An 18,568-nucleotide genomic window follows, 5' to 3' on the forward strand; every position below is an offset into this window, starting at 1 on the left:
GCGATGATCAGGGATTGGTGAAAAATGTTCATTAAAGGCAGATAACATTTGAGACTCCTATGAATTAGAAGCGTATTTGATCACACTTGGCTCAAAATGGAAAGTTCATGATCTTGCCCTGCGCCTTCAGGCTTAAGTTAAAATATTTGTTCGTCATCACTGTCTACGTGTAGCTCTAATTTATTGTTAGCATGATCTATATGCATATTTAAATGAATTGGGTTACAGCAGGCAGTGCAGTCCTCAACGTAGTCTTGATCGCCCATGCTTGCGTCTAGGTCTAAATGTATGTGGTGGCCACAGTGTGGGCAGGCAATTCGTTGTGATAAATAGTTTTTCATAATCACTCCAGTTATAAATAATTAAGTAATTGTGTATATGCTAGCAACTACTTAATGGCTCAAAGCTGAACTCCTTACTTACTGATTAAATATAGTTCTGAATAGCCTATTATGACATTTCTTTTACGCAGAAAATTGTATTAAATGAGCAGCTTTTCTATATGTTGTTTAGCTTCAGTAAGATAGTGCCCGGCAAATATATTAGCGTGATTTAAAATAGGGTATAACTGGTATATTAACTTACGTTTTTCGTAATTTGGCGATAACGGATAGTGCTGGTTATAGGCGCTATAAAAGTCTTTTGGCAGTGGAGCAAATAATTCACTCATTGCAATATCCACTTCCCGATCACCATAATAACAAGCCGGATTAAATATCGTTGGCTCTGCTTTTAAAAAGCCCATATTTCCACGCCAAAAATCACCATGCAGTAATGACGGCTCTACATGATGGCTATGGAGTTGTTCTTTTACTGTATTTATTAAGCGCTCTGGCTCAACAAAGTTAATGCCTTTTTCAGCGAGTAACTGTAATTGCCAACCTATACGCTCTTCGGCGTAAAATACATCCCACTTTTTATGCCAACGGTTAGGTTGTATGGTATTAGCTATGTAGTTGTCTACATCAAAACCAAACATAGCTTGGTCGTGTTTATGGTGCATTTTAGCGAGGCTGCTTCCCATAGTTGCCCACGTGTTGTGGGGTTGTTTATCTAAAACAAGCCACTGTAAAACAATAAATGAAAATTCAATATTAGCGCCGGTTACAATACATTCAGGTACTTTAAAGTGACTATTTTGCGCTAGCAGCCTTAAGCCAATAAATTCACTTTCTAAACGTTCAAGTTCGCTTTTTAGGGCTATTTTAACCAAGTAGTTATGCGTACCATTGGTAACATGAAATAGTTTATCGGTATTTGTACTTTGTAATTGGCGTTTATAGGTGTGTTTAAAGTCAAAATTAATGGCTTGGCTGATGTGCTCATTTACTGTTTTCCACATAACAATTGCTCGCCTTTTAAACAGATACTTAAACTATGGCAAAAAGGTATTAATTTAACAATCTAAACGTTGTAAAATTAACGACTATATTGCATAAAAATTACACTTACTGTAATGGAGTAAAAATGAACAAAAGTTTAATAACCAATTTGCTAGCGGGTTTATGTGTTGTTGTCGGTTTTATGTTTAACCAAGCAATTGTGTTATCTGTTGGTTTATTTGCGCTTTCAGGTGCGGTAACTAATTTATTAGCGATTCATATGTTGTTCGAAAAAGTCCCGTTTTTATATGGCTCAGGCGTTATAGCGCTTAAGTTTGAAAGCTTTAAAGTAGCAATTCGTAATTTAATATTAACGGAGTTCTTTTCAGAGCAAAAAATTAATAATTTACTCAATAAAGCGCAGCCAAATATCGATTTTGAGCCAATAATTAGTAATGTTGATTTAAACCCTGCGTTCGACAATTTACTTGTCGTTATTGAAGAGTCACAGTTTGGTAGCATGTTGGGTATGTTTGGTGGCACAGCGGCAATAGAGCCAATGCGTGAAAAATTTATTGATAAAATGCAACACTCACTTGGTGAAATTTCTCAAACTGACGACTTTAAAGTATTAGTAAGCCAAACACTTTCACAAGGTAATAGCGCAGAGAGCTTACATAAAACAGTGCTTAAACTAGTTGATGAGCGCCTTGACGAGCTTACCCCTAAAATGGTTAAAGAGATTATTCAAACCATGATCCGCGAGCACTTAGGCTGGCTTGTAGTATGGGGTGGTGTGTTTGGTGGTGTATTTGGTTTAATAGCGGCCGTGATTTAAATATAGCTACTGATACCAATTAAAAAAATAATCATTTTATCGCATTAAATAGCGCACTTACTGCATTAAAAATTGTTCGTATACGAGTGCATGGATGCAGGAGGTAGAGCAATGCAGGGAGCAATTAGTGATAGCAACTACAAGTTATAATTTCGCCTTATTATTGCGCTACTTTATTAGCGCAATAATAGATAACTAATTTAATGCAATTTGTATGACTTATTTTTTCAGGCTGTTATTATCGCCCCCATAATTTAGTCGTGTTTTTTAGGAGCAACGGTGAGCAAAACGTTAGCCAGTTATTATCAGCAAGCATACGCTTGCGATCAGCAGCATTTTAACCAGTGTTTTTATTGTGGCTGTGAAGCGACAGAGCGCGACCATTGTCCGCCGCTGCATATGCTACAAAGCATTGTTGATTTAGGTGAAGAAGCTGATTTTATCTCTATTCCTGCATGTTATGAGTGCCATGCACTTTTACATAACGAAAGGTTGATGACGATTGATGAACGCTTTACTAAAATGAAAAAAAAACTTGCCACTAAATATGCAAAACCACTGCGTGTTTATAACATGTGGGAAGAAAACGAACTTGGCGACATGAGCGATGAGTTTGCCCATAGTATTCAAGCGGGTATGAAATTAGGAAAAGAAGCCGCTGAGCGTTTAGCGTTTACTGGTTTTAGCTATGCCACAGAAGATGCCAAAGTAGCAGTACGTGAAAAAACAAAAGAGTTTGATGTAGAAGGCATGATATTTACCGACTTTAAAGAGGCGCTAAATTACTGCATTAATGATTTAAACGTACAAAAAAGTGACTTTTATAAAATTTTGGTTGAAGACTACCAAGGGGATTTTAATAAAGCGCTAAGCCAGTATCGTCACCGTCATGACAAAGTGACAGCGGCTAAAGACGGTAATACAATTATTAAAGATTTTTCTAAGTTACATAAGCAAAACTCTGATTTTGTAACGCGTACGGTTAAGCACTTTATTAGTAAAGATCCATCGCTTACAACCGAAGGTGCGCTTGAAAAGTTGTATAACAATTATATAAAGAAATAATTACAGATATTCATCTTAATTAACTGCGTTTTCACCTGTTTTTTTGGCTTTATTCCTTAGCTTTCGCTAAAGTAGCAAAAAAACAGGAGATCCAAACAACATGCAAAAATTTGCACCTTCTTTATTAGCAGTTGGCTTAGCTGCTGCACTTGTAGGTTGCCAAGAAAACGGCCCGCAAGACGATAAAATAACAATCAACAAAAATCCTTACCCAAGCACTTATCAGCCCGTTTCTACATCAAGCACACTTATTACAAATGCAACAGTACTTACCGGTACTGGTGAGCGTTTAGATGAAGCTGATGTATTACTTGTTGACGGCAAAGTACAACAAGTTGGTAAAGACTTAACTGCTACTGCTGATATTACAATTGATGCACAAGGCAAATGGGTAACACCGGGTATTATTGACGTACATTCACATTTAGGTGCATACCCAAGCCCGTCGGTTGAGTCGCATCAAGATGGTAACGAAATGACCAGCCCTAACACTGCAGAAGTGTGGGTTGAGCATTCTGTTTGGCCACAAGATCCTGGCTTTAATCGCGCACGCGAAGGCGGCATTACTTCTCTACAAATTTTACCAGGCTCAGCTAACTTATTTGGTGGACGCGGCGTTACGCTTAAAAACGTCCCTGCACACACTATGCAAGGTATGAAATTTCCAGAGGCGCCGTATGGTTTAAAAATGGCGTGTGGTGAAAACCCTAAACGTGTTTATGGTCGTCAAGGTGTATTGCCTTCAACTCGTATGGGTAATATGGCAGGTTATCGTATGGCATGGGCTGAGGCCGCTGAATACAAACGTGCGTGGGATAAGTACGATGCCGATTACGCGGCAGGTTTAAACCCAGAAGCACCAGTACGTGATATTAAACACGATACGCTTCGTGGTGTGCTTGAAGGCGAAGTACGTATTCATAATCATTGTTATAAAGCTGAAGAAATGGCAATGATGATTGACCTGTCAAAAGAATTTAATTACGACGCGGGTACATTCCATCACGGTGTAGAAGCATATAAAATTGCTGACCTACTTGCTGAGAATGGCTCGTGTGCTGCACTTTGGCCAGACTGGTGGGGTTTCAAAATGGAAGCCTACGACATGGTTCAAGAAAACGTAGCTATTGTTGATGCTGTTAAAAATTCATGTGCAGTTGTTCACTCAGATTCAGATACTACTATTCAGCGCTTAAACCAAGAAGCGGGCAAGGTTATGTACCGTGCTAACGAAAACGGTTTTGATATTTCTGAGCAACACGCTATTAAATGGATCACGGCTAACGCAGCTAAATCGCTAGGTATTGATGACAAAACAGGTTCACTAGAAGCGGGTAAGCAGGGCGATGTGGTTATTTGGAATCAAAGCCCATTTAGTGTTTATGCTAAAGCTGAACAAGTGTTTGTTGATGGTGCAAAAGTTTACGATAGAAACGACAGCGCGTATCAAGCAACAAGTGATTTTATGTTAGGTCAACAATAAGGAGCACCCAGAATGAAAAATTTATCACGTTCGCTTTCTCTGGTTGCTGCAGGATTATTAGCATCTGGTGCTGTAAGCGCACAATCGCTAGCAATTATTAATGCAACATTGCATACGTCATCTGATCAAGGTGTATTAGAAGCGGCAAGCATTGTAATGACAGATGGTAAAATCACAGCGATTAACCCAACTGAAATTAAAGTAGATCAAATTATTGATGCAAAGGGCCAAATTGTAACTCCGGGCTTTATTGCAAGTATTAATCAACTTGGTTTAGTTGAAGTAAGTGCAGTTGCAGGCTCTCGCGATGCAGGCGAGGAAAAAGCCGGTATTGACTTTGATGTAAGCCTTGCTTACAACGCACATTCGAGCTTAATCCCTTACGCTCGTAAAGGCGGTGTAACACGCGATGTCATTACCCCTCATGGCGGCGATAGCATTTTTTCAGGCCTTGCGAGTGTTGTTGATTTAAGTGGTAGTTTTGACAGCGACATGCAAAAACAAGCGGCTTTAATTGTTTACTTAGGTGAGCGCAGTAAAGGTTCTCGCGCTTTTACTTTGCAAACACTGATTAATAAACTTGATGAGCACAAAACTAAAGCCGGTAAAAAAGCTAAAAAAGATGACGACAAGCCAAGTACTGAAGACAAAGTAATGGCAAAAGTACTCAGTGGCGAAATGCCATTAGTGGTTGGCGTTTCGCGTGCGGCAGATATTATTGAGCTTATTAAAGTAAAAGAGCAATTTGGTATTAACTTAGTACTTAACGGCGCGCAAGACGCTGTTGTAGTTAAAGAGCGCGTTGCTAAAGCAAATATCCCAGTAATTATTAGTGCAATGGACAGCTTACCAGCAAGTTTTGATTCGCTTCATGCGAGTTTAGATAATGCAGGTGTGCTAGAAAAAGCAGGCGTTAAAGTATTATTAACGGTAGGTGGTGATGCAAGTCACAACATTTATCAGCTGCGTTTTGATGCGGGTAATGCAGTATCGTATGGTATGAGCCAAGAAGGTGCGTTAAAAGCGGTTACATCAAACGTTGCTGATGTATTTGGTATTAATGCAGGTAGTCTTGAAGTAGGTAAAGCTGCTGATGTAGTAATGTGGAGTAATGACCCGTTTGAACTAAGCAGCCACGTGAACAAAATGTTTATTAATGGGGTTGAGGTTTCTACACAATCTCGTCAAGATAAACTGCGTGACCGTTATACGACAGATTCAAAAATGCCACGTGCTTATACCAACCCGCAATAATACTTAATCAATTTGAGGGATTAAATCTGACGGTAACGGCGTTAAAAATTTCTGATATAGAGCAACTAAATAACGAAATTTTTGCCTTGTTATCGACAAGATTTTCTTGCCTCAAAGTTGATCACTTAATTAAGCGAATTGGTATGATACTAAATAATTAATTAAATAAATTTGATTATTTTAAAGGCCGCTATTTTATAAATAGCGGCCTTTTTTATAAAATTTTTTTTATAAAATTTAGACACAAAAAAGCCGCTTACTTTTACAAGTAAGCGGCTTTTTAATTCAAACTAATATTTATACTAATTTAGCAAGAATATCGTTAAATGTAGTGCTTGGACGCATTGCTTTAAACGCTGCATCGTCATTAGGTAGGAAGTATCCGCCTAAATCAACTGCAGGGCCTTGCGCATCGTTAAGCTCACTTACGATTTTATCTTTATTAGACTCAAGGTCGCTAGCGATTTGAGTAAACTGTGCTTTAAGTTCACTGTCGTCATTTTGCTTAGCAAGTTCTTGTGCCCAGAATAAAGATAGGAAGAAATGAGAACCACGGTTATCAATTTCTTTCACTTTACGTGAAGGAGACTTGTTTTCTGCTAAGAAAGTGCCTGTCGCTTTATCTAGTGTATCAGCAAGTACTTGTGCCTTGTTGTTACCCGTAGTTACGCTTAAGTGCTCAAGCGATGCAGCAAGTGCTAAAAATTCACCTAAAGAATCCCAACGTAAGTGGTTTTCTTTTTCGAATTGTTGAACATGCTTAGGTGCAGAACCACCCGCGCCAGTTTCAAATAATCCACCACCGTTCATAAGTGGAACAATTGAAAGCATTTTAGCACTCGTACCTAGCTCTAAAATTGGGAATAAATCTGTAAGGTAATCACGTAAAACGTTACCTGTTACAGAAATAGTATCTTTACCTTCTTTAATACGCGCTAGTGAGAACAATGTTGCTTCAAGCGGTGCTAAAATTTGAATATCTAGGCCAGCTGTATCGTGATCTGGTAGGTATTTATTTACTTTTTTGATTAGCTCTGCATCATGTGCACGGTTTTCGTCTAACCAGAAAATAGCTGGAACGCCTGTTGCGCGTGCACGATTTACTGCAAGCTTAACCCAATCTTGGATTGGTGCGTCTTTAACCTGACACATGCGCCAAATATCGCCTTGCTCAACACTGTGCTCAAGTAATGTATTACCATTTGCATCAACAACACGGATAGAACCATCTGCTTTAGCTTCAAACGTTTTATCGTGTGAACCGTATTCTTCAGCTTTTTGAGCCATAAGGCCAACGTTAGGTACGCTACCCATAGTTGTTGGATCAAACGCGCCATTTTCTTTACAAAAATCGATAGTTGCTTGGTAAATACCTGAGTAACAACGATCTGGAATTACAAAGCTAGTGTCTTGTAATTTACCATCGTTATTCCACATTTGACCGCTTGAACGGATTGCTGCAGGCATAGACGCATCGATGATCACGTCACTTGGTACGTGCAGGTTTGTAATACCTTTATCAGAGTCAACCATAGCAATAGCAGGGCGGTTAGCGTAAACAGCTTGAATGTCTGCTTCAATTTCTTCGCGCTTAGCGTCGTCTAATGTTTGAATTTTAGAATATACATCGCCTAAACCATTATTTACATCAACACCTAGCTCTTCAAAAAGCTCACCGTGTTTAGCAAATACATCTTTGTAGAATACTTTTACAGCGTGACCAAAGATAATTGGATCAGATACTTTCATCATTGTCGCTTTCATGTGAAGCGAGAATAAAACACCTTTTTCTTTAGCAGCGTCAATTTCAGCAGCTAAGAAAGCTTGAAGCTTAGAAGCGCTGATGCTTGATGCATCAATAACTTCGCCAGCTAAAAGAGGCGTGCTTTGTTTAAGTACTGTCACGTCGCCGTTAGTTGCAACATGTTCAATACGTACATCAGTGGCTGTATCAACAGTTACTGACTTTTCTGAACCAAAGAAGTCGCCTTCGCTCATGCTTGCAACATAAGACTCTGAATCTTTGCTCCACGCACCCATTGAATGCGGGTTGTTACGTGCATATTCTTTTACAGAACCTGGTGCGCGACGATCAGAGTTACCTTCACGTAGTACTGGGTTTACTGCACTGCCTTTAATTTTGTCGTAAGCAGCTTGAATTGCTTTTTCTTCATCATTTTTAGGTTCAACAGGGTAATCTGGAAGTGCATAACCTTGTGACTGAAGCTCTTTAATTACAGCGCGAAGCTGTGGTACAGATGCGCTGATGTTTGGTAATTTGATGATGTTTGCTTCTGGTGTTTTAGCAAGCTCGCCAAGTTCAGCAAGTGCATCACCAATGCGTTGTTCTTGTGTTAAATAATCAGGGAAGCTAGCAATTACACGACCTGCTAATGAGATATCGCGAGTTTCAACTTCAACACCGGCCGCATTTGTATATGCTTGGATGATCGGTAGCAACGAGTAAGTTGCTAGTGCCGGAGCTTCGTCCGTTTTTGTATAGATAATTTTTGATGTCATCATCATTCCTAGATAGTAGACCGAAAAGGTCTTATTCAACAATGCAAAGAAAATCATTACTAATGAGTGAGTACATATTATTAAACAAGTTAATGAATACATACGCTCGTAATGAATAGTTTGTTAGGTGTTGGTACTCAGCGTTGCTCTTTTATAAAAGCAGAATAGTCACACCTGACGAACTGGAATTGTATTTATAGCTAAAAAATTAACAAAAATAAATCAGCCTTTAGCCTAGTACATATAAAAGAGGCGACAAGTTGGATTAGTTGCTGCGTTAATACGCAATTTTTAGCACCAAGAGTGTAACAAGCTTAAATAAAAAGGGCTAGAGGTTGAGCATGCCCAATAAGCAGTTAAACAATCAACTCTTAGAACATTGGGGTATATAAAATAAATTCAAGGAAAAGGGTTGAATTTGAATGAAAAGAGGCAATAAATAGAGGAGAAGAGATAAGTTAGTATGCTTAAGGAATTAAGCGAGGATCTTAAAAGGTCACTCGCTTTAGTCGAACAAAACAATAGTCACTCAATAATGTCACCATCTGGGGCAATATTTTTAGCGTGTAGACCTTTAGGTCCTTGTTCTAATTCGAATGTTACATCTTGACCAGCTTTAAGCGTTTTATAACCGTCCATTACAATTGTTGAGTAATGAGCGAAAATATCATTCTCGCAGCCGTCTTCTACGATGAAACCAAAACCTTTAGCGTTGTTGAACCATTTAACTTTACCGCAAGCCATACTTCTACATCCTTCAATAAGTTGACTAATTTAGTTATTCTAAATTGTATTATTTGCTAGACTGACTAAGGTTTAATCAATCTACGTTTGACTGTAGTTTATTTAGCCAACCAGTCAAGTGTTTTGAGTTATTTTTTTAACATTTTATTTATTTTTTATTCAAGTTTGCTTGAGTTACAAAGACAAGACTATATTTAATTATGAGTGGTATGAAAGATTCAGGTGTTATCGATACAGTTCGCGACAGCGAAAAGCAAAAGCTACAGCCGCCGCGAAAATATAAAGTTGTTTTAAATAACGACGACTACACGCCGATGGACTTTGTAATAGAAGTTTTAACGACGTTTTTTAATATGGATAGCGATAGAGCAACCGACGTGATGCTTCAGGTTCATGAAAAAGGTAAGGGTATATGTGGTGTTTACAGCGCCGACGTAGCCCATACTAAAGCTGAACAAGTTAACCGCTACGCGCGTGATAACGAGCATCCACTGCTTTGTAGTTGTGAGCAGGAATAAATACCAATTTAATACAATTGGTATAAATACCAATTAGGGTGATCAAACATCCGATTGTTGTGGTATAAATTATTATCTCAGTAAGGGGTTGCCAATGCTAAACAAAGACTTAGAACTCACATTAAATGCCGCGTTTCGTGAAGCGCGCACTCGCCGTCATGAGTTTATGACCGTAGAGCACCTTTTACTTGCGCTGTTAGATAATCCTTCTGCAGGAGAAGCCCTAAACGCGTGTGGTGTTAATATTTCTGGTTTAAAAACCGAATTATTAGAATTTATTGACGAAACAACACCCGTCATTCCAGATTTAGAAGAAGAGCGTGAAACTCAGCCAACACTTGGTTTTCAACGTGTACTACAACGTGCTGTTTTCCATGTGCAATCGTCAGGCAAAAATGAAGTTACAGGCGTGAATGTGCTAGTTGCTATTTTTTCTGAGCAAGAAAGCCAAGCTGTATATTTACTTAAAAAGCATGATGTATCGCGTTTAGACATCGTTAACTTTATTTCGCATGGTATTTCTAAAGCAGATGATGAATTAGGCAACGACAGCGACGATATTCATGATGAAGTGCAAGAAGTTCAAAATGAAGAAGCAAGCAAGCTAGACAGCTTTACAACTAATTTAAACGTTCAAGCCCGTGAAGGTAACATTGACCCACTGATCGGTCGCGACAGCGAAGTAGAGCGCACGGTACAAGTATTGTGTCGTCGTAAAAAGAATAACCCATTACTTGTTGGTGAAGCGGGCGTTGGTAAAACAGCTATTGCTGAAGGCTTAGCGTATCGCATTGTTAATAAGCAAGTACCAGAAGTAATTGCAGATGCCGTTGTGTACTCGCTAGATATGGGTGCATTGCTTGCGGGTACTAAATACCGTGGCGACTTTGAAAAGCGTTTTAAAAGCTTACTAAAAGAGCTACAAGCAGAGCCAGGCTCTATTTTATTTATTGATGAAATACATACTATTATTGGTGCCGGCGCGGCGTCTGGTGGTGTTATGGACGCATCAAACTTGCTTAAACCACTCCTTTCAAGTGGTAAGCTACGTTGTATGGGTTCAACAACTTACAACGAGTATAAAAATATTTTTGAGAAAGACCGTGCATTAGTACGTCGCTTTCAAAAAATTGATGTACTTGAGCCAAGTGTTGCCGATACCACTAAAATATTAAATGGATTAAAAGAGCGTTACGAAGAGCACCATGGTATTCGTTACACTCAAAAAGCATTAAAAGCAGCTGCAGAGCTTAGTGCTAAATATATTAATGAGCGCCATTTGCCAGATAAAGCAATTGATGTAATTGATGAAGCGGGTGCAAGTCAGCGCTTGCAACCTAGCTCTAAACGTAAAAAAACCATTGGCGTGGCAGATATAGAACTAATTATATCTAAAATGGCACGTATCCCAGCGCAAAGCGTCTCGTCGACAGATAAAGAAACGCTTAAAAACTTAGACCGTAACCTTAAAATGCTCGTATTTGGGCAAGATCAATCTATTGATGCGCTTACATCAGCTATTCGCTTATCTCGCTCTGGTTTATCGAGCGAAGAAAAACCAGTAGGTTCGTTCTTGTTTGCAGGGCCTACCGGTGTGGGTAAAACAGAAGTAACTAAGCAACTTGCTAAATGTATGGGTGTTGAGTTTATTCGTTTTGATATGTCGGAATATGTAGAACGCCATGCAATAAGCCGATTAATTGGTGCACCACCAGGGTATGTTGGTTTTGAACAAGGTGGTTTATTAACAGAAGCTGTGATTAAAAATCCACATGCAGTTGTACTACTAGATGAGATTGAAAAAGCGCATCCAGACATTTACAACATTTTGCTACAGGTTATGGATCACGGTACGTTAACCGATAATAACGGTCGTAAAGCTGATTTTAGAAACGTAGTGGTTGTAATGACTACCAATGCGGGCGTACAAGAAACTACGCGTAAGTCGATTGGTTTTACAGAGCAAGATCATACGCACGATGCAATGGGTGCAATTAATAAAGTATTTTCACCAGAATTTAGAAACCGTTTAGATAACATCATTTGGTTTAATCACCTTGAACGTGAAGTTATTCTACTGGTGGTTGATAAATTTATTGTGGAACTGCAAGCGCAGCTCGATAAAAAATCGGTTAATCTTGAGCTTACGTCTAAAGCACGTGAGTGGTTGGCAGATAAAGGCTACGATAAAGCAATGGGTGCACGTCCAATGGCACGTGTTATTCAAGAAGAGCTTAAAAAGCAATTAGCTAACGAAATACTGTTTGGTGAACTTGTTGATGGCGGTACGGTTAAAGTATCAGTTAAAGACAAGAAGATTCGCTTTGATTACGAGAGTAATTTAACACCAGCGTAAAACGTTAATTAAATAATCTAGTTAAATAAAATGGCCCGCTACATAATAGCGGGCCATTTTTTTGCCCTTTTTATAGGCAACAAAAAACCCAGCAAAAACTGGGCTTTTTGTTTATTAAATGTAATTGCTAGTCAATGTCTATCAATTACATTTAATAAACGTTTAAAGCTAGTAAAACACTAGCCAAAAACTAAATCTCGTTTACGCACTTACTTAGCGAGCACGGAATACGATACGACCCTTTGATAAATCGTAAGGAGTCATTTCTACCGTTACTTTATCGCCGGTTAAAATACGGATATAGTTTTTGCGCATTTTGCCTGAAATATGAGCCACAACTACGTGACCATTTTCTAGCTCAACTCGGAACATTGTATTTGGTAAAGTATCAAGGACTGTCCCTTGCATTTCGATTACGTCTTCTTTCGCCATGTTTAGCGTAACACCTCTTTAATAGTTAAACGCTGCAGATTTTGCCCAAAATACTCCAATAAGTAAAGGCGCAGGGGCTATATTTGCAAATTAAATAGCCACCCACTCATCATTGAGCTGTTTTTGAGCAGGTAAAAACTGAGTTTTGTACTTCATTTTGTCGCATTCATCAATTTGATAGCCCAAGTACACGTATTGCTTATTTTGCTCTTTAGCAAACTTTAGCTGCTCTAATATCATCACAGAGCCTAAGCTATAATGTTCAAAGTCGGGATCAAAAAAAGTATAGATTGCTGAAATAGCGCTATTCATACAATCAGTTACGGCAACCGCGACTAAAGTATCTTGGTGCCACAGTTCAATAAATGTGATCTTGAGCCAACTACAAAGCAAAAAACTTTGAAACTGTTCTTTTTCAGGAGGATACATACTTCCGTCTTGATGACGCATCGTTATGTACTTGCTATAAAGTGGATAGTACTCAGGTCGCTCTTGCGTTGAATATTTTACCTCAAACTGTATTTTTGCTTTGTTTAGTTTACGTTTTTGCGATTTTGAGGGCATAAAGTCTTGTGCTAATACACGTACAGAACTACATGCGCTGCATATTGGGCAGTGTGGACGGTATATTTGGTTACCACTGCGACGAAACCCTAAGCCCAATAAAGACTCAAATTTGTCGGTGCTGTAGCAACTGGGATCAAGAATAACTAAAAGTTGCTCTTGTCTGTTGGGTAAATAACTACAGTCAAACTCTTGGGTTAAACCAACACGTGCAGGAAGTTGCTCATTCATAGATTGCGTCAAGTTCTTGTGGCTCCCACATAATAGGGTTAACAGTATAGTTATGTGCAGCTTTTAGTTTAGTCAAAAATGTGGAACGGGGGATTACTTGTGCACCTAGAGTCATTAAATAAGGGTTTTCTAACTGGCAATCAATAAAATGTGCATTATGGCGTTTAAGCCAATTTACCAGTGCCCACATAGCAAGCTTAGAGCAATTGGTTTGATGATGAAACATAGACTCGCCACAAAAAACACCATTTTGCATAATGCCGTATAAGCCACCTGCAAGCTCTCCGTTACTCCACACCTCTAAACTATGTGCAATGCCAGCATTGTGTGCATTAACGTAAGCTTCGAGCATGTCAGAGGTGATCCAGGTGCCATCGGTATCAAGGCGTTGATCGCGACAGGCTTCTATCACCTCTTCAAAGGCATTATTAATGGTTACTCTTACAGGGTGCTTTTTTAAATGCTTACGCAGGCTCTTACTTATATGAAAATCATTAAGCTCAAAAATGCCTCGCTCGCTGGGAGACCACCACATAATAGGCTCATCTTCACTAAACCAAGGGAATACTCCGCTTTTGTAGGCATTACTTAGGCGAGGTAAACTCAAATCTCCGCCAATTGCTAACAAGCCATCAGGGGATTCTAATGCGTATTCCGGATTGGGGAATGCTATATCGTTTTCGCTTAATTGGTATAGCTGATTTCTCATACAGTACTTATTTTATAATTGATCTTAAAAGTGTAACTATATTTTAGGCATAAAAAAAGGGCTGAATAATCAGCCCTATAATAATTTATTTAATTGCTTATAAATTATCTAAGAAACGTTCAGCATCAAGGGCAGCCATACAGCCTGTACCCGCAGATGTGATTGCTTGACGGTAAATGTGGTCTGACACATCACCTGCAGCAAAAACGCCTTCTACGCTTGTTTGAGTCGCGTTACCGTGAAGACCAGACTCTACAACTAAGTAGCCATCTTTCATTTCTAGTTGACCAACAAACATATCAGTATTTGGCTTGTGGCCAATAGCAATAAATACGCCTGCTAAATCTAGCTCTTCAGTTGCATCAGAGTGTGCATCTTTAATACGAACGCCGGTTACGCCCATTTGGTCGCCTAATACTTCGTCAAGCGTGCGGTTGTAATGCATTACAACGTTACCGTTTGCTGCTTTTTCAGCAAGGCGATCAGCAAGTATTTTTTCACTGCGGAAACTATCACGACGATGAATAACATGTACTTCGTCAGCAATGTTAGATAAGTAAAGCGCTTCTTCAACCGCTGTATTACCACCACCAACAACCGCTACTTTTTGACCTTTATAGAAAAAGCCGTCACACGTAGCACATGCCGAAACACCACGGCCTTGGAAGTTAGTTTCAGACTCTAGGCCTAAGTATTTAGCAGAAGCACCCGTTGCAATGATTAATGCATCACATGTGTAAGTACCTTGGTCGCCAGTTAGTGTGAAAGGGCGCTTAGATACATCTACTTTATTGATGTGATCGAATATGATTTCAGTTTCAAAGCGCTCAGCGTGCTCTTTCATACGATCCATTAACGCAGGACCTGTTAAACCGTGTGCATCACCAGGCCAGTTTTCAACTTCAGTTGTGGTTGTTAATTGGCCACCTTGTTGAATGCCTGTAATTAAAACAGGGTTTAAATTTGCACGTGCTGCATATACTGCGGCAGTATAACCAGCTGGGCCAGAGCCTAAAATTAGTAGCTTACAATGTTTTGCTTCAGTCATTATTTTTTCCTAAACGTTTAATACGGTCTTTAATGCGCTCGATTCTAAGAAAAACAAGGCAGATGTAAACAAAATCCGTGATTATTTTTTTTATCAAATCGAAAAGCTGTGCAGTATTGTGTACTAGAGCTCTGTGCTTTTACAGTTAAAATGCCTAAGTAGCTCAATAAATAGACTAACAGGCAACAAAACAGCGTTATTTCATGACCCCTTTGATTTTTTTTGTTATGTTTTACCTAATTTTATTTGTCACTGATAGATTATGTGACCTAAGCAAATAGGCAACTATGTTATTTTGGCAGGAAAAACCCGCATTCGGGTTGACTTCAAAAGACGTTAACGTCTTAACCAATGCGCAAGATTACCGAACGCAATTGCTACGCTTGATAGCGAACGCAAAAAAACGAATTTATATTACGGCGTTGTATTTACAAGATGACGAAGCAGGTCGCGAAATTTTAGAAGCGCTGCATCGTGTGTCATTGGCAAACCCGGCACTTGAGGTAAAAGTGCTGGTGGATTTTCATCGTGCGCAACGTGGTTTAATTGGCGCAGATAAATCAGACGGCAACGCAAGCTTATACTGTGACGATTTAGAAAAGTTTAAATCGAATGTACAAGTGTATGGCGTACCTGTAAAAGCTAAAGAGCTTTTTGGTGTACTGCATTTAAAAGGTTTTGTAATTGACGACACATTACTTTACAGCGGTGCAAGCTTAAACAACGTGTACTTGCAATACAACGAGCGCTACAGGCTCGATCGTTACTTTTTAATAACGCAGAGCGAACTGTGTGACTCAGTGGTTGATTTTATTGAAACAAAGCTGCTTAGTTCAGTGGCTGTGCCGCGTATAGACACGCGACCGCTTAAGCGTTTGCACGACTTTAAGCTTGATCAAAAGCAGTTAATGCGCGATTTAAAAGTCGCAAGTTATAACGCAGCAGAGCAGCTAAATACGCAAGCATTAGGTATTCGCTTATTTTTAGGGCTTGGGCGTCGCAATAACGAGTTAAATCGTTTAATAAAAGCGTTATTTGATACAACAGAGCAAGAACTTGTATTGTATACGCCATACTTTAATTTTCCGGCACCGCTTATGCGATCACTGCGCCGATTATTAAAGCAAGGCAAGCAAGTGACTATTGTTGTAGGCGATAAAACAGCAAATGACTTTTATTTACCGCCAAGCGAGCCGTTTAGTAAAATAGGGGCATTACCTTATTTATACGAAACTATTTTGCATAAGTTTGTAAAAACGCAAAAGCGCCATATCGATAACGGTAATTTAAATGTGTATCTGTGGAAAGATGAAAGCAATTCGTTTCATTTAAAAGGTATTTGTTCAGATAGAACAAAACATTTACTGAGCGGGCATAACTTAAATCCGCGTGCATGGGGTCTTGATATTGAAAACGGTATTTTAATAGAAGATCCAGAGCAAACAATTATGGATGCTATTGATAACGAAAAGCAGGAAATTTTACAACACTGCCGACGTTTAACAGGCCCAGATGATTTAGAAACGATGGATGATTACCCGCAGCCAGTTAAAAAACTACTTGGCCAAGCTAAGCGCGTAAAAGTAGATTTTATAATTAAGCGTTTTATCTAAATAAGTTTATATAAATCTGAAATTTAAATACAAAAAAAGCAGCTAATTAGCTGCTTTTTTTATGGGTTGTAGTTAGGTAGCTACATTACTTAATACCAACCTAACTACAAAACGCTAAATTATGCGTTTTCTACCGCTGTGCGTGGGTCAACATATTCCATGTTGAACGCTTCTGCTACTTCTTTGTAAGTTACTTGGCCTTTAATTACGTTTAAGCCTTTTAAGAAGTGAGCGTCATCTAGTAGCGCCTTTTTATAACCTTTGTTTGCAAGGTTAATGATGAAAGGCAATGTTGCATTGTTAAGTGCAAACGTAGATGTGCGTGGAACAGCACCTGGCATGTTAGCAACACAGTAGTGAACAACTTCATCAACGATGAAAGTAGGATCAGCATGCGTAGTTGCTTTAGAAGTAGCAATACAGCCACCTTGGTCGATTGCAACGTCAACAATTGCAGAACCAGGTTTCATTGCTTTAATGTGCTCAGCAGTTACTAGTTTAGGTGCAGCTGCACCTGGGATTAGTACGCCACCAATTACTAAATCAGCTTCTAGTACGTGTTTTTCTAGAGCATCAGCAGTTGAGTAAATAGCTTTAACTTTATTACCAAATTGCGCGTCTAGTGCACGTAATACGTCGATGTTACGGTCAAGAACGACAACTTCAGCACCAAGACCAACAGCCATTTGCGCTGCACTACGACCAACCATGCCGCCGCCAATGATAACAACTTTAGCTGCTTCAACGCCTGGTACGCCACCTAGTAGCATGCCACGACCGTGGTTAGATTTTTCTAGCGCTTGTGCACCAGCTTGAATAGACATACGACCAGCAACTTCGCTCATAGGAGCAAGAAGTGGTAAACCACCGCGAGAGTCAGTTACAGTTTCGTATGCAATACAAATAGCTTTGCTTTTTACAAGGTCTTCAGTTTGTGGAAGATCAGGTGCAAGGTGTAAGTAAGTGAAAAGAATTTGGTCTTCACGTAACATTGCACGTTCAACAGCTTGTGGCTCTTTTACTTTTACAATCATGTCAGCTTTAGCGAAAACGTCAGCAGCAGTTGCTAAAATCTCAGCACCCGCTAGCGTGTAATCTTCGTTAGTAAAACCAATACCCATGCCTGCATCAGTTTCTACAATCACTTGATGACCGTGGTTTACTAATTCACGAACACTCGCAGGAACCATACCTACACGGTATTCATGGTTTTTAATTTCTTTAGGAACACCAATAATCATATCATTTGCCTTATTAAGAACGGATTAACATTTTTCACTATTATATTCATCATAAGCCCGTGTGTCTCACCTTTTTTAAAGTCAAATCTAGTGTTATCATCTATATAACAAAAATAAACAGCACAAAAAACTAGTTGGTACTATGCATCAGTTATTAGATAGAATTGACCGTAAAATTTTAATGGAATTACAGCACGATGGACGCTTGTCAAATGTTGAACTGGCCAGACGAGTTGGCCTAAGCGCCACGCCCTGTCTGGAGCGAGTGAAAAAGCTAGAACGAGAAGGCTACATACTTGGCTATAAAGCAGTGGTCGATCCAGCTAAGCTTGGGCAAGGTTTATCGGTGTATGTAGAAGTAACAATTACTAAAACATCTCCCGACGTATTTGATGAGTTTAGTGCGGCCGTTAAAAAGCACGAAGAAATTATCGAATGTCATTTAGTATCGGGTAATTTTGATTTTTTACTTAAAACGCGCGTAAATGATATGTCAGAATACCGTGGTGTATTAGGTGACATATTATTAAAATTGCCTAACGTTAGTGAAAGCCGAACTTATGTAGTGATGGAAGAAGTAAAAGGTGAAGAAGGCGTAATTATTCGTCCTTATATTACTTAAGGTTATTT

At 39.2% G+C, this 18,568-nt stretch carries 17 protein-coding genes; 8 read left to right on the plus strand and 9 right to left on the minus strand.

The annotated features are described in order from the left end of the window. Positions 1-137: 137 nt before the first annotated feature. Together I6F48_RS09565 and I6F48_RS09570 are read right to left on the minus strand one after the other, a co-directional pair. A complete protein-coding gene (locus tag I6F48_RS09565; RefSeq protein ID WP_165739272.1) occupies positions 138-341 on the minus strand; it encodes a CPXCG motif-containing cysteine-rich protein in 204 nt (67 codons plus the stop codon). 140 nt (positions 342-481) lie between these two features. After that, entirely contained in the window at positions 482-1,342 is an 861-nt protein-coding gene (locus I6F48_RS09570; protein ID WP_197119310.1) for a fructosamine kinase family protein, read from the minus strand. Positions 1,343-1,467: 125 nt separating this feature from the next. On the opposite strand from I6F48_RS09570, the gene I6F48_RS09575 reads away from it, so the two are divergent. The 4 genes from I6F48_RS09575 (at position 1,468) to I6F48_RS09590 (ending at position 5,962) form a co-directional block, all read left to right on the plus strand. Next, positions 1,468-2,160: a DUF445 domain-containing protein gene (locus I6F48_RS09575; RefSeq protein ID WP_197119311.1), complete on the plus strand. Its 693-nt coding sequence runs from the start codon at positions 1,468-1,470 to the stop codon at positions 2,158-2,160. Positions 2,161-2,439: 279 nt separating this feature from the next. Further along, complete coding sequence (locus tag I6F48_RS09580; protein WP_007585117.1) at positions 2,440-3,225, plus strand: hypothetical protein; 786 nt, start codon at positions 2,440-2,442, stop codon at positions 3,223-3,225. 100 nt (positions 3,226-3,325) lie between these two features. Next, the gene (locus tag I6F48_RS09585; RefSeq protein ID WP_197119312.1) at positions 3,326-4,708 is read left to right on the plus strand and encodes an amidohydrolase; all 1,383 of its coding nucleotides are present in this window, start codon (positions 3,326-3,328) and stop codon (positions 4,706-4,708) included. Positions 4,709-4,720: 12 nt separating this feature from the next. Then, on the plus strand, positions 4,721-5,962 hold the full coding sequence (locus I6F48_RS09590) for an amidohydrolase family protein (protein ID WP_197119313.1): 1,242 nt from the start codon (positions 4,721-4,723) through the stop codon (positions 5,960-5,962). A gap of 297 nt (positions 5,963-6,259) precedes the next feature. Here the strand turns inward: I6F48_RS09590 and I6F48_RS09595 are convergent, their stop codons facing one another. Beyond that, positions 6,260-8,482 (minus strand): NADP-dependent isocitrate dehydrogenase, encoded by a 2,223-nt coding sequence (locus tag I6F48_RS09595; protein ID WP_197119314.1) that lies wholly within the window; start codon positions 8,480-8,482, stop codon positions 6,260-6,262. 525 nt (positions 8,483-9,007) lie between these two features. Then, entirely contained in the window at positions 9,008-9,226 is a 219-nt protein-coding gene (gene cspD, locus I6F48_RS09600) for a cold shock domain-containing protein CspD (RefSeq protein WP_002962500.1), read from the minus strand. Between the two features lie 209 nt (positions 9,227-9,435). Between cspD and clpS the strand changes: the two genes are divergently transcribed. Beyond that, positions 9,436-9,744 carry an ATP-dependent Clp protease adapter ClpS gene (gene clpS / locus I6F48_RS09605; protein WP_007585109.1) on the plus strand — a complete coding sequence of 103 codons (309 nt, stop codon included), beginning with the start codon at positions 9,436-9,438 and terminating at the stop codon, positions 9,742-9,744. Between the two features lie 94 nt (positions 9,745-9,838). Beyond that, the gene (clpA, locus tag I6F48_RS09610) at positions 9,839-12,100 is read left to right on the plus strand and encodes an ATP-dependent Clp protease ATP-binding subunit ClpA (RefSeq protein WP_007585108.1); all 2,262 of its coding nucleotides are present in this window, start codon (positions 9,839-9,841) and stop codon (positions 12,098-12,100) included. A gap of 213 nt (positions 12,101-12,313) precedes the next feature. On the opposite strand, the gene infA is transcribed toward clpA, so the two are convergent. The 4 genes from infA to trxB all read right to left on the minus strand — a co-directional run bounded on the left by infA (position 12,314) and on the right by trxB (position 15,084). Then, positions 12,314-12,532, minus strand: a complete 219-nt coding sequence (gene infA / locus I6F48_RS09615) for a translation initiation factor IF-1 (RefSeq protein WP_002962494.1) — start codon at positions 12,530-12,532, stop codon at positions 12,314-12,316. Positions 12,533-12,622: 90 nt separating this feature from the next. After that, positions 12,623-13,327 carry an arginyltransferase gene (locus tag I6F48_RS09620; RefSeq protein WP_197119355.1) on the minus strand — a complete coding sequence of 235 codons (705 nt, stop codon included), beginning with the start codon at positions 13,325-13,327 and terminating at the stop codon, positions 12,623-12,625. Further along, entirely contained in the window at positions 13,320-14,036 is a 717-nt protein-coding gene (aat, locus tag I6F48_RS09625) for a leucyl/phenylalanyl-tRNA--protein transferase (protein ID WP_197119315.1), read from the minus strand. Before aat ends, I6F48_RS09620 begins: the two co-directional genes overlap by 8 nt. Positions 14,037-14,133: 97 nt before the next feature. Then, positions 14,134-15,084 (minus strand): thioredoxin-disulfide reductase, encoded by a 951-nt coding sequence (trxB, locus tag I6F48_RS09630; RefSeq protein ID WP_008168643.1) that lies wholly within the window; start codon positions 15,082-15,084, stop codon positions 14,134-14,136. A 287-nt stretch (positions 15,085-15,371) separates the two neighbouring features. Here trxB and pssA point away from each other — a divergent pair, with 287 nt between their 5' ends. Continuing rightward, positions 15,372-16,697, plus strand: a complete 1,326-nt coding sequence (gene pssA / locus I6F48_RS09635) for a CDP-diacylglycerol--serine O-phosphatidyltransferase (protein WP_024590327.1) — start codon at positions 15,372-15,374, stop codon at positions 16,695-16,697. A 119-nt stretch (positions 16,698-16,816) separates the two neighbouring features. Here pssA and ald read toward each other — a convergent pair whose 3' ends face one another. After that, positions 16,817-17,938, minus strand: a complete 1,122-nt coding sequence (gene ald / locus I6F48_RS09640; RefSeq protein WP_010552621.1) for an alanine dehydrogenase — start codon at positions 17,936-17,938, stop codon at positions 16,817-16,819. 142 nt (positions 17,939-18,080) lie between these two features. On the opposite strand from ald, the gene lrp reads away from it, so the two are divergent. Continuing rightward, positions 18,081-18,560: a leucine-responsive transcriptional regulator Lrp gene (lrp, locus tag I6F48_RS09645; RefSeq protein ID WP_007582985.1), complete on the plus strand. Its 480-nt coding sequence runs from the start codon at positions 18,081-18,083 to the stop codon at positions 18,558-18,560. The last annotated feature ends 8 nt before the right edge of the window (positions 18,561-18,568 follow it).

Origin of the sequence: Pseudoalteromonas sp. SWYJ118 (genome assembly GCF_015864505.1) — a bacterium.
Taxonomy (GTDB): domain Bacteria; phylum Pseudomonadota; class Gammaproteobacteria; order Enterobacterales; family Alteromonadaceae; genus Pseudoalteromonas; species Pseudoalteromonas arctica.

What these genes read in the sequence shown, in the direction of transcription:
- I6F48_RS09575 (WP_197119311.1), top strand. Translation starts at nt 1,468, where the DNA reads ATGAACAAAAGTTTAATAACCAATTTGCTAGCGGGTTTATGTGTTGTT.
- I6F48_RS09565 (WP_165739272.1), bottom strand. Translation starts at nt 341, where the DNA reads ATGAAAAACTATTTATCACAACGAATTGCCTGCCCACACTGTGGCCAC.
- I6F48_RS09585 (WP_197119312.1), top strand. Translation starts at nt 3,326, where the DNA reads ATGCAAAAATTTGCACCTTCTTTATTAGCAGTTGGCTTAGCTGCTGCA.
- aat (WP_197119315.1), bottom strand. Translation starts at nt 14,036, where the DNA reads ATGAGAAATCAGCTATACCAATTAAGCGAAAACGATATAGCATTCCCC.
- I6F48_RS09620 (WP_197119355.1), bottom strand. Translation starts at nt 13,327, where the DNA reads ATGAATGAGCAACTTCCTGCACGTGTTGGTTTAACCCAAGAGTTTGAC.
- I6F48_RS09570 (WP_197119310.1), bottom strand. Translation starts at nt 1,342, where the DNA reads ATGTGGAAAACAGTAAATGAGCACATCAGCCAAGCCATTAATTTTGAC.
- pssA (WP_024590327.1), top strand. Translation starts at nt 15,372, where the DNA reads ATGTTATTTTGGCAGGAAAAACCCGCATTCGGGTTGACTTCAAAAGAC.
- I6F48_RS09595 (WP_197119314.1), bottom strand. Translation starts at nt 8,482, where the DNA reads ATGACATCAAAAATTATCTATACAAAAACGGACGAAGCTCCGGCACTA.
- lrp (WP_007582985.1), top strand. Translation starts at nt 18,081, where the DNA reads ATGCATCAGTTATTAGATAGAATTGACCGTAAAATTTTAATGGAATTA.
- cspD (WP_002962500.1), bottom strand. Translation starts at nt 9,226, where the DNA reads ATGGCTTGCGGTAAAGTTAAATGGTTCAACAACGCTAAAGGTTTTGGT.
- trxB (WP_008168643.1), bottom strand. Translation starts at nt 15,084, where the DNA reads ATGACTGAAGCAAAACATTGTAAGCTACTAATTTTAGGCTCTGGCCCA.
- clpS (WP_007585109.1), top strand. Translation starts at nt 9,436, where the DNA reads ATGAAAGATTCAGGTGTTATCGATACAGTTCGCGACAGCGAAAAGCAA.
- ald (WP_010552621.1), bottom strand. Translation starts at nt 17,938, where the DNA reads ATGATTATTGGTGTTCCTAAAGAAATTAAAAACCATGAATACCGTGTA.
- clpA (WP_007585108.1), top strand. Translation starts at nt 9,839, where the DNA reads ATGCTAAACAAAGACTTAGAACTCACATTAAATGCCGCGTTTCGTGAA.
- I6F48_RS09590 (WP_197119313.1), top strand. Translation starts at nt 4,721, where the DNA reads ATGAAAAATTTATCACGTTCGCTTTCTCTGGTTGCTGCAGGATTATTA.
- infA (WP_002962494.1), bottom strand. Translation starts at nt 12,532, where the DNA reads ATGGCGAAAGAAGACGTAATCGAAATGCAAGGGACAGTCCTTGATACT.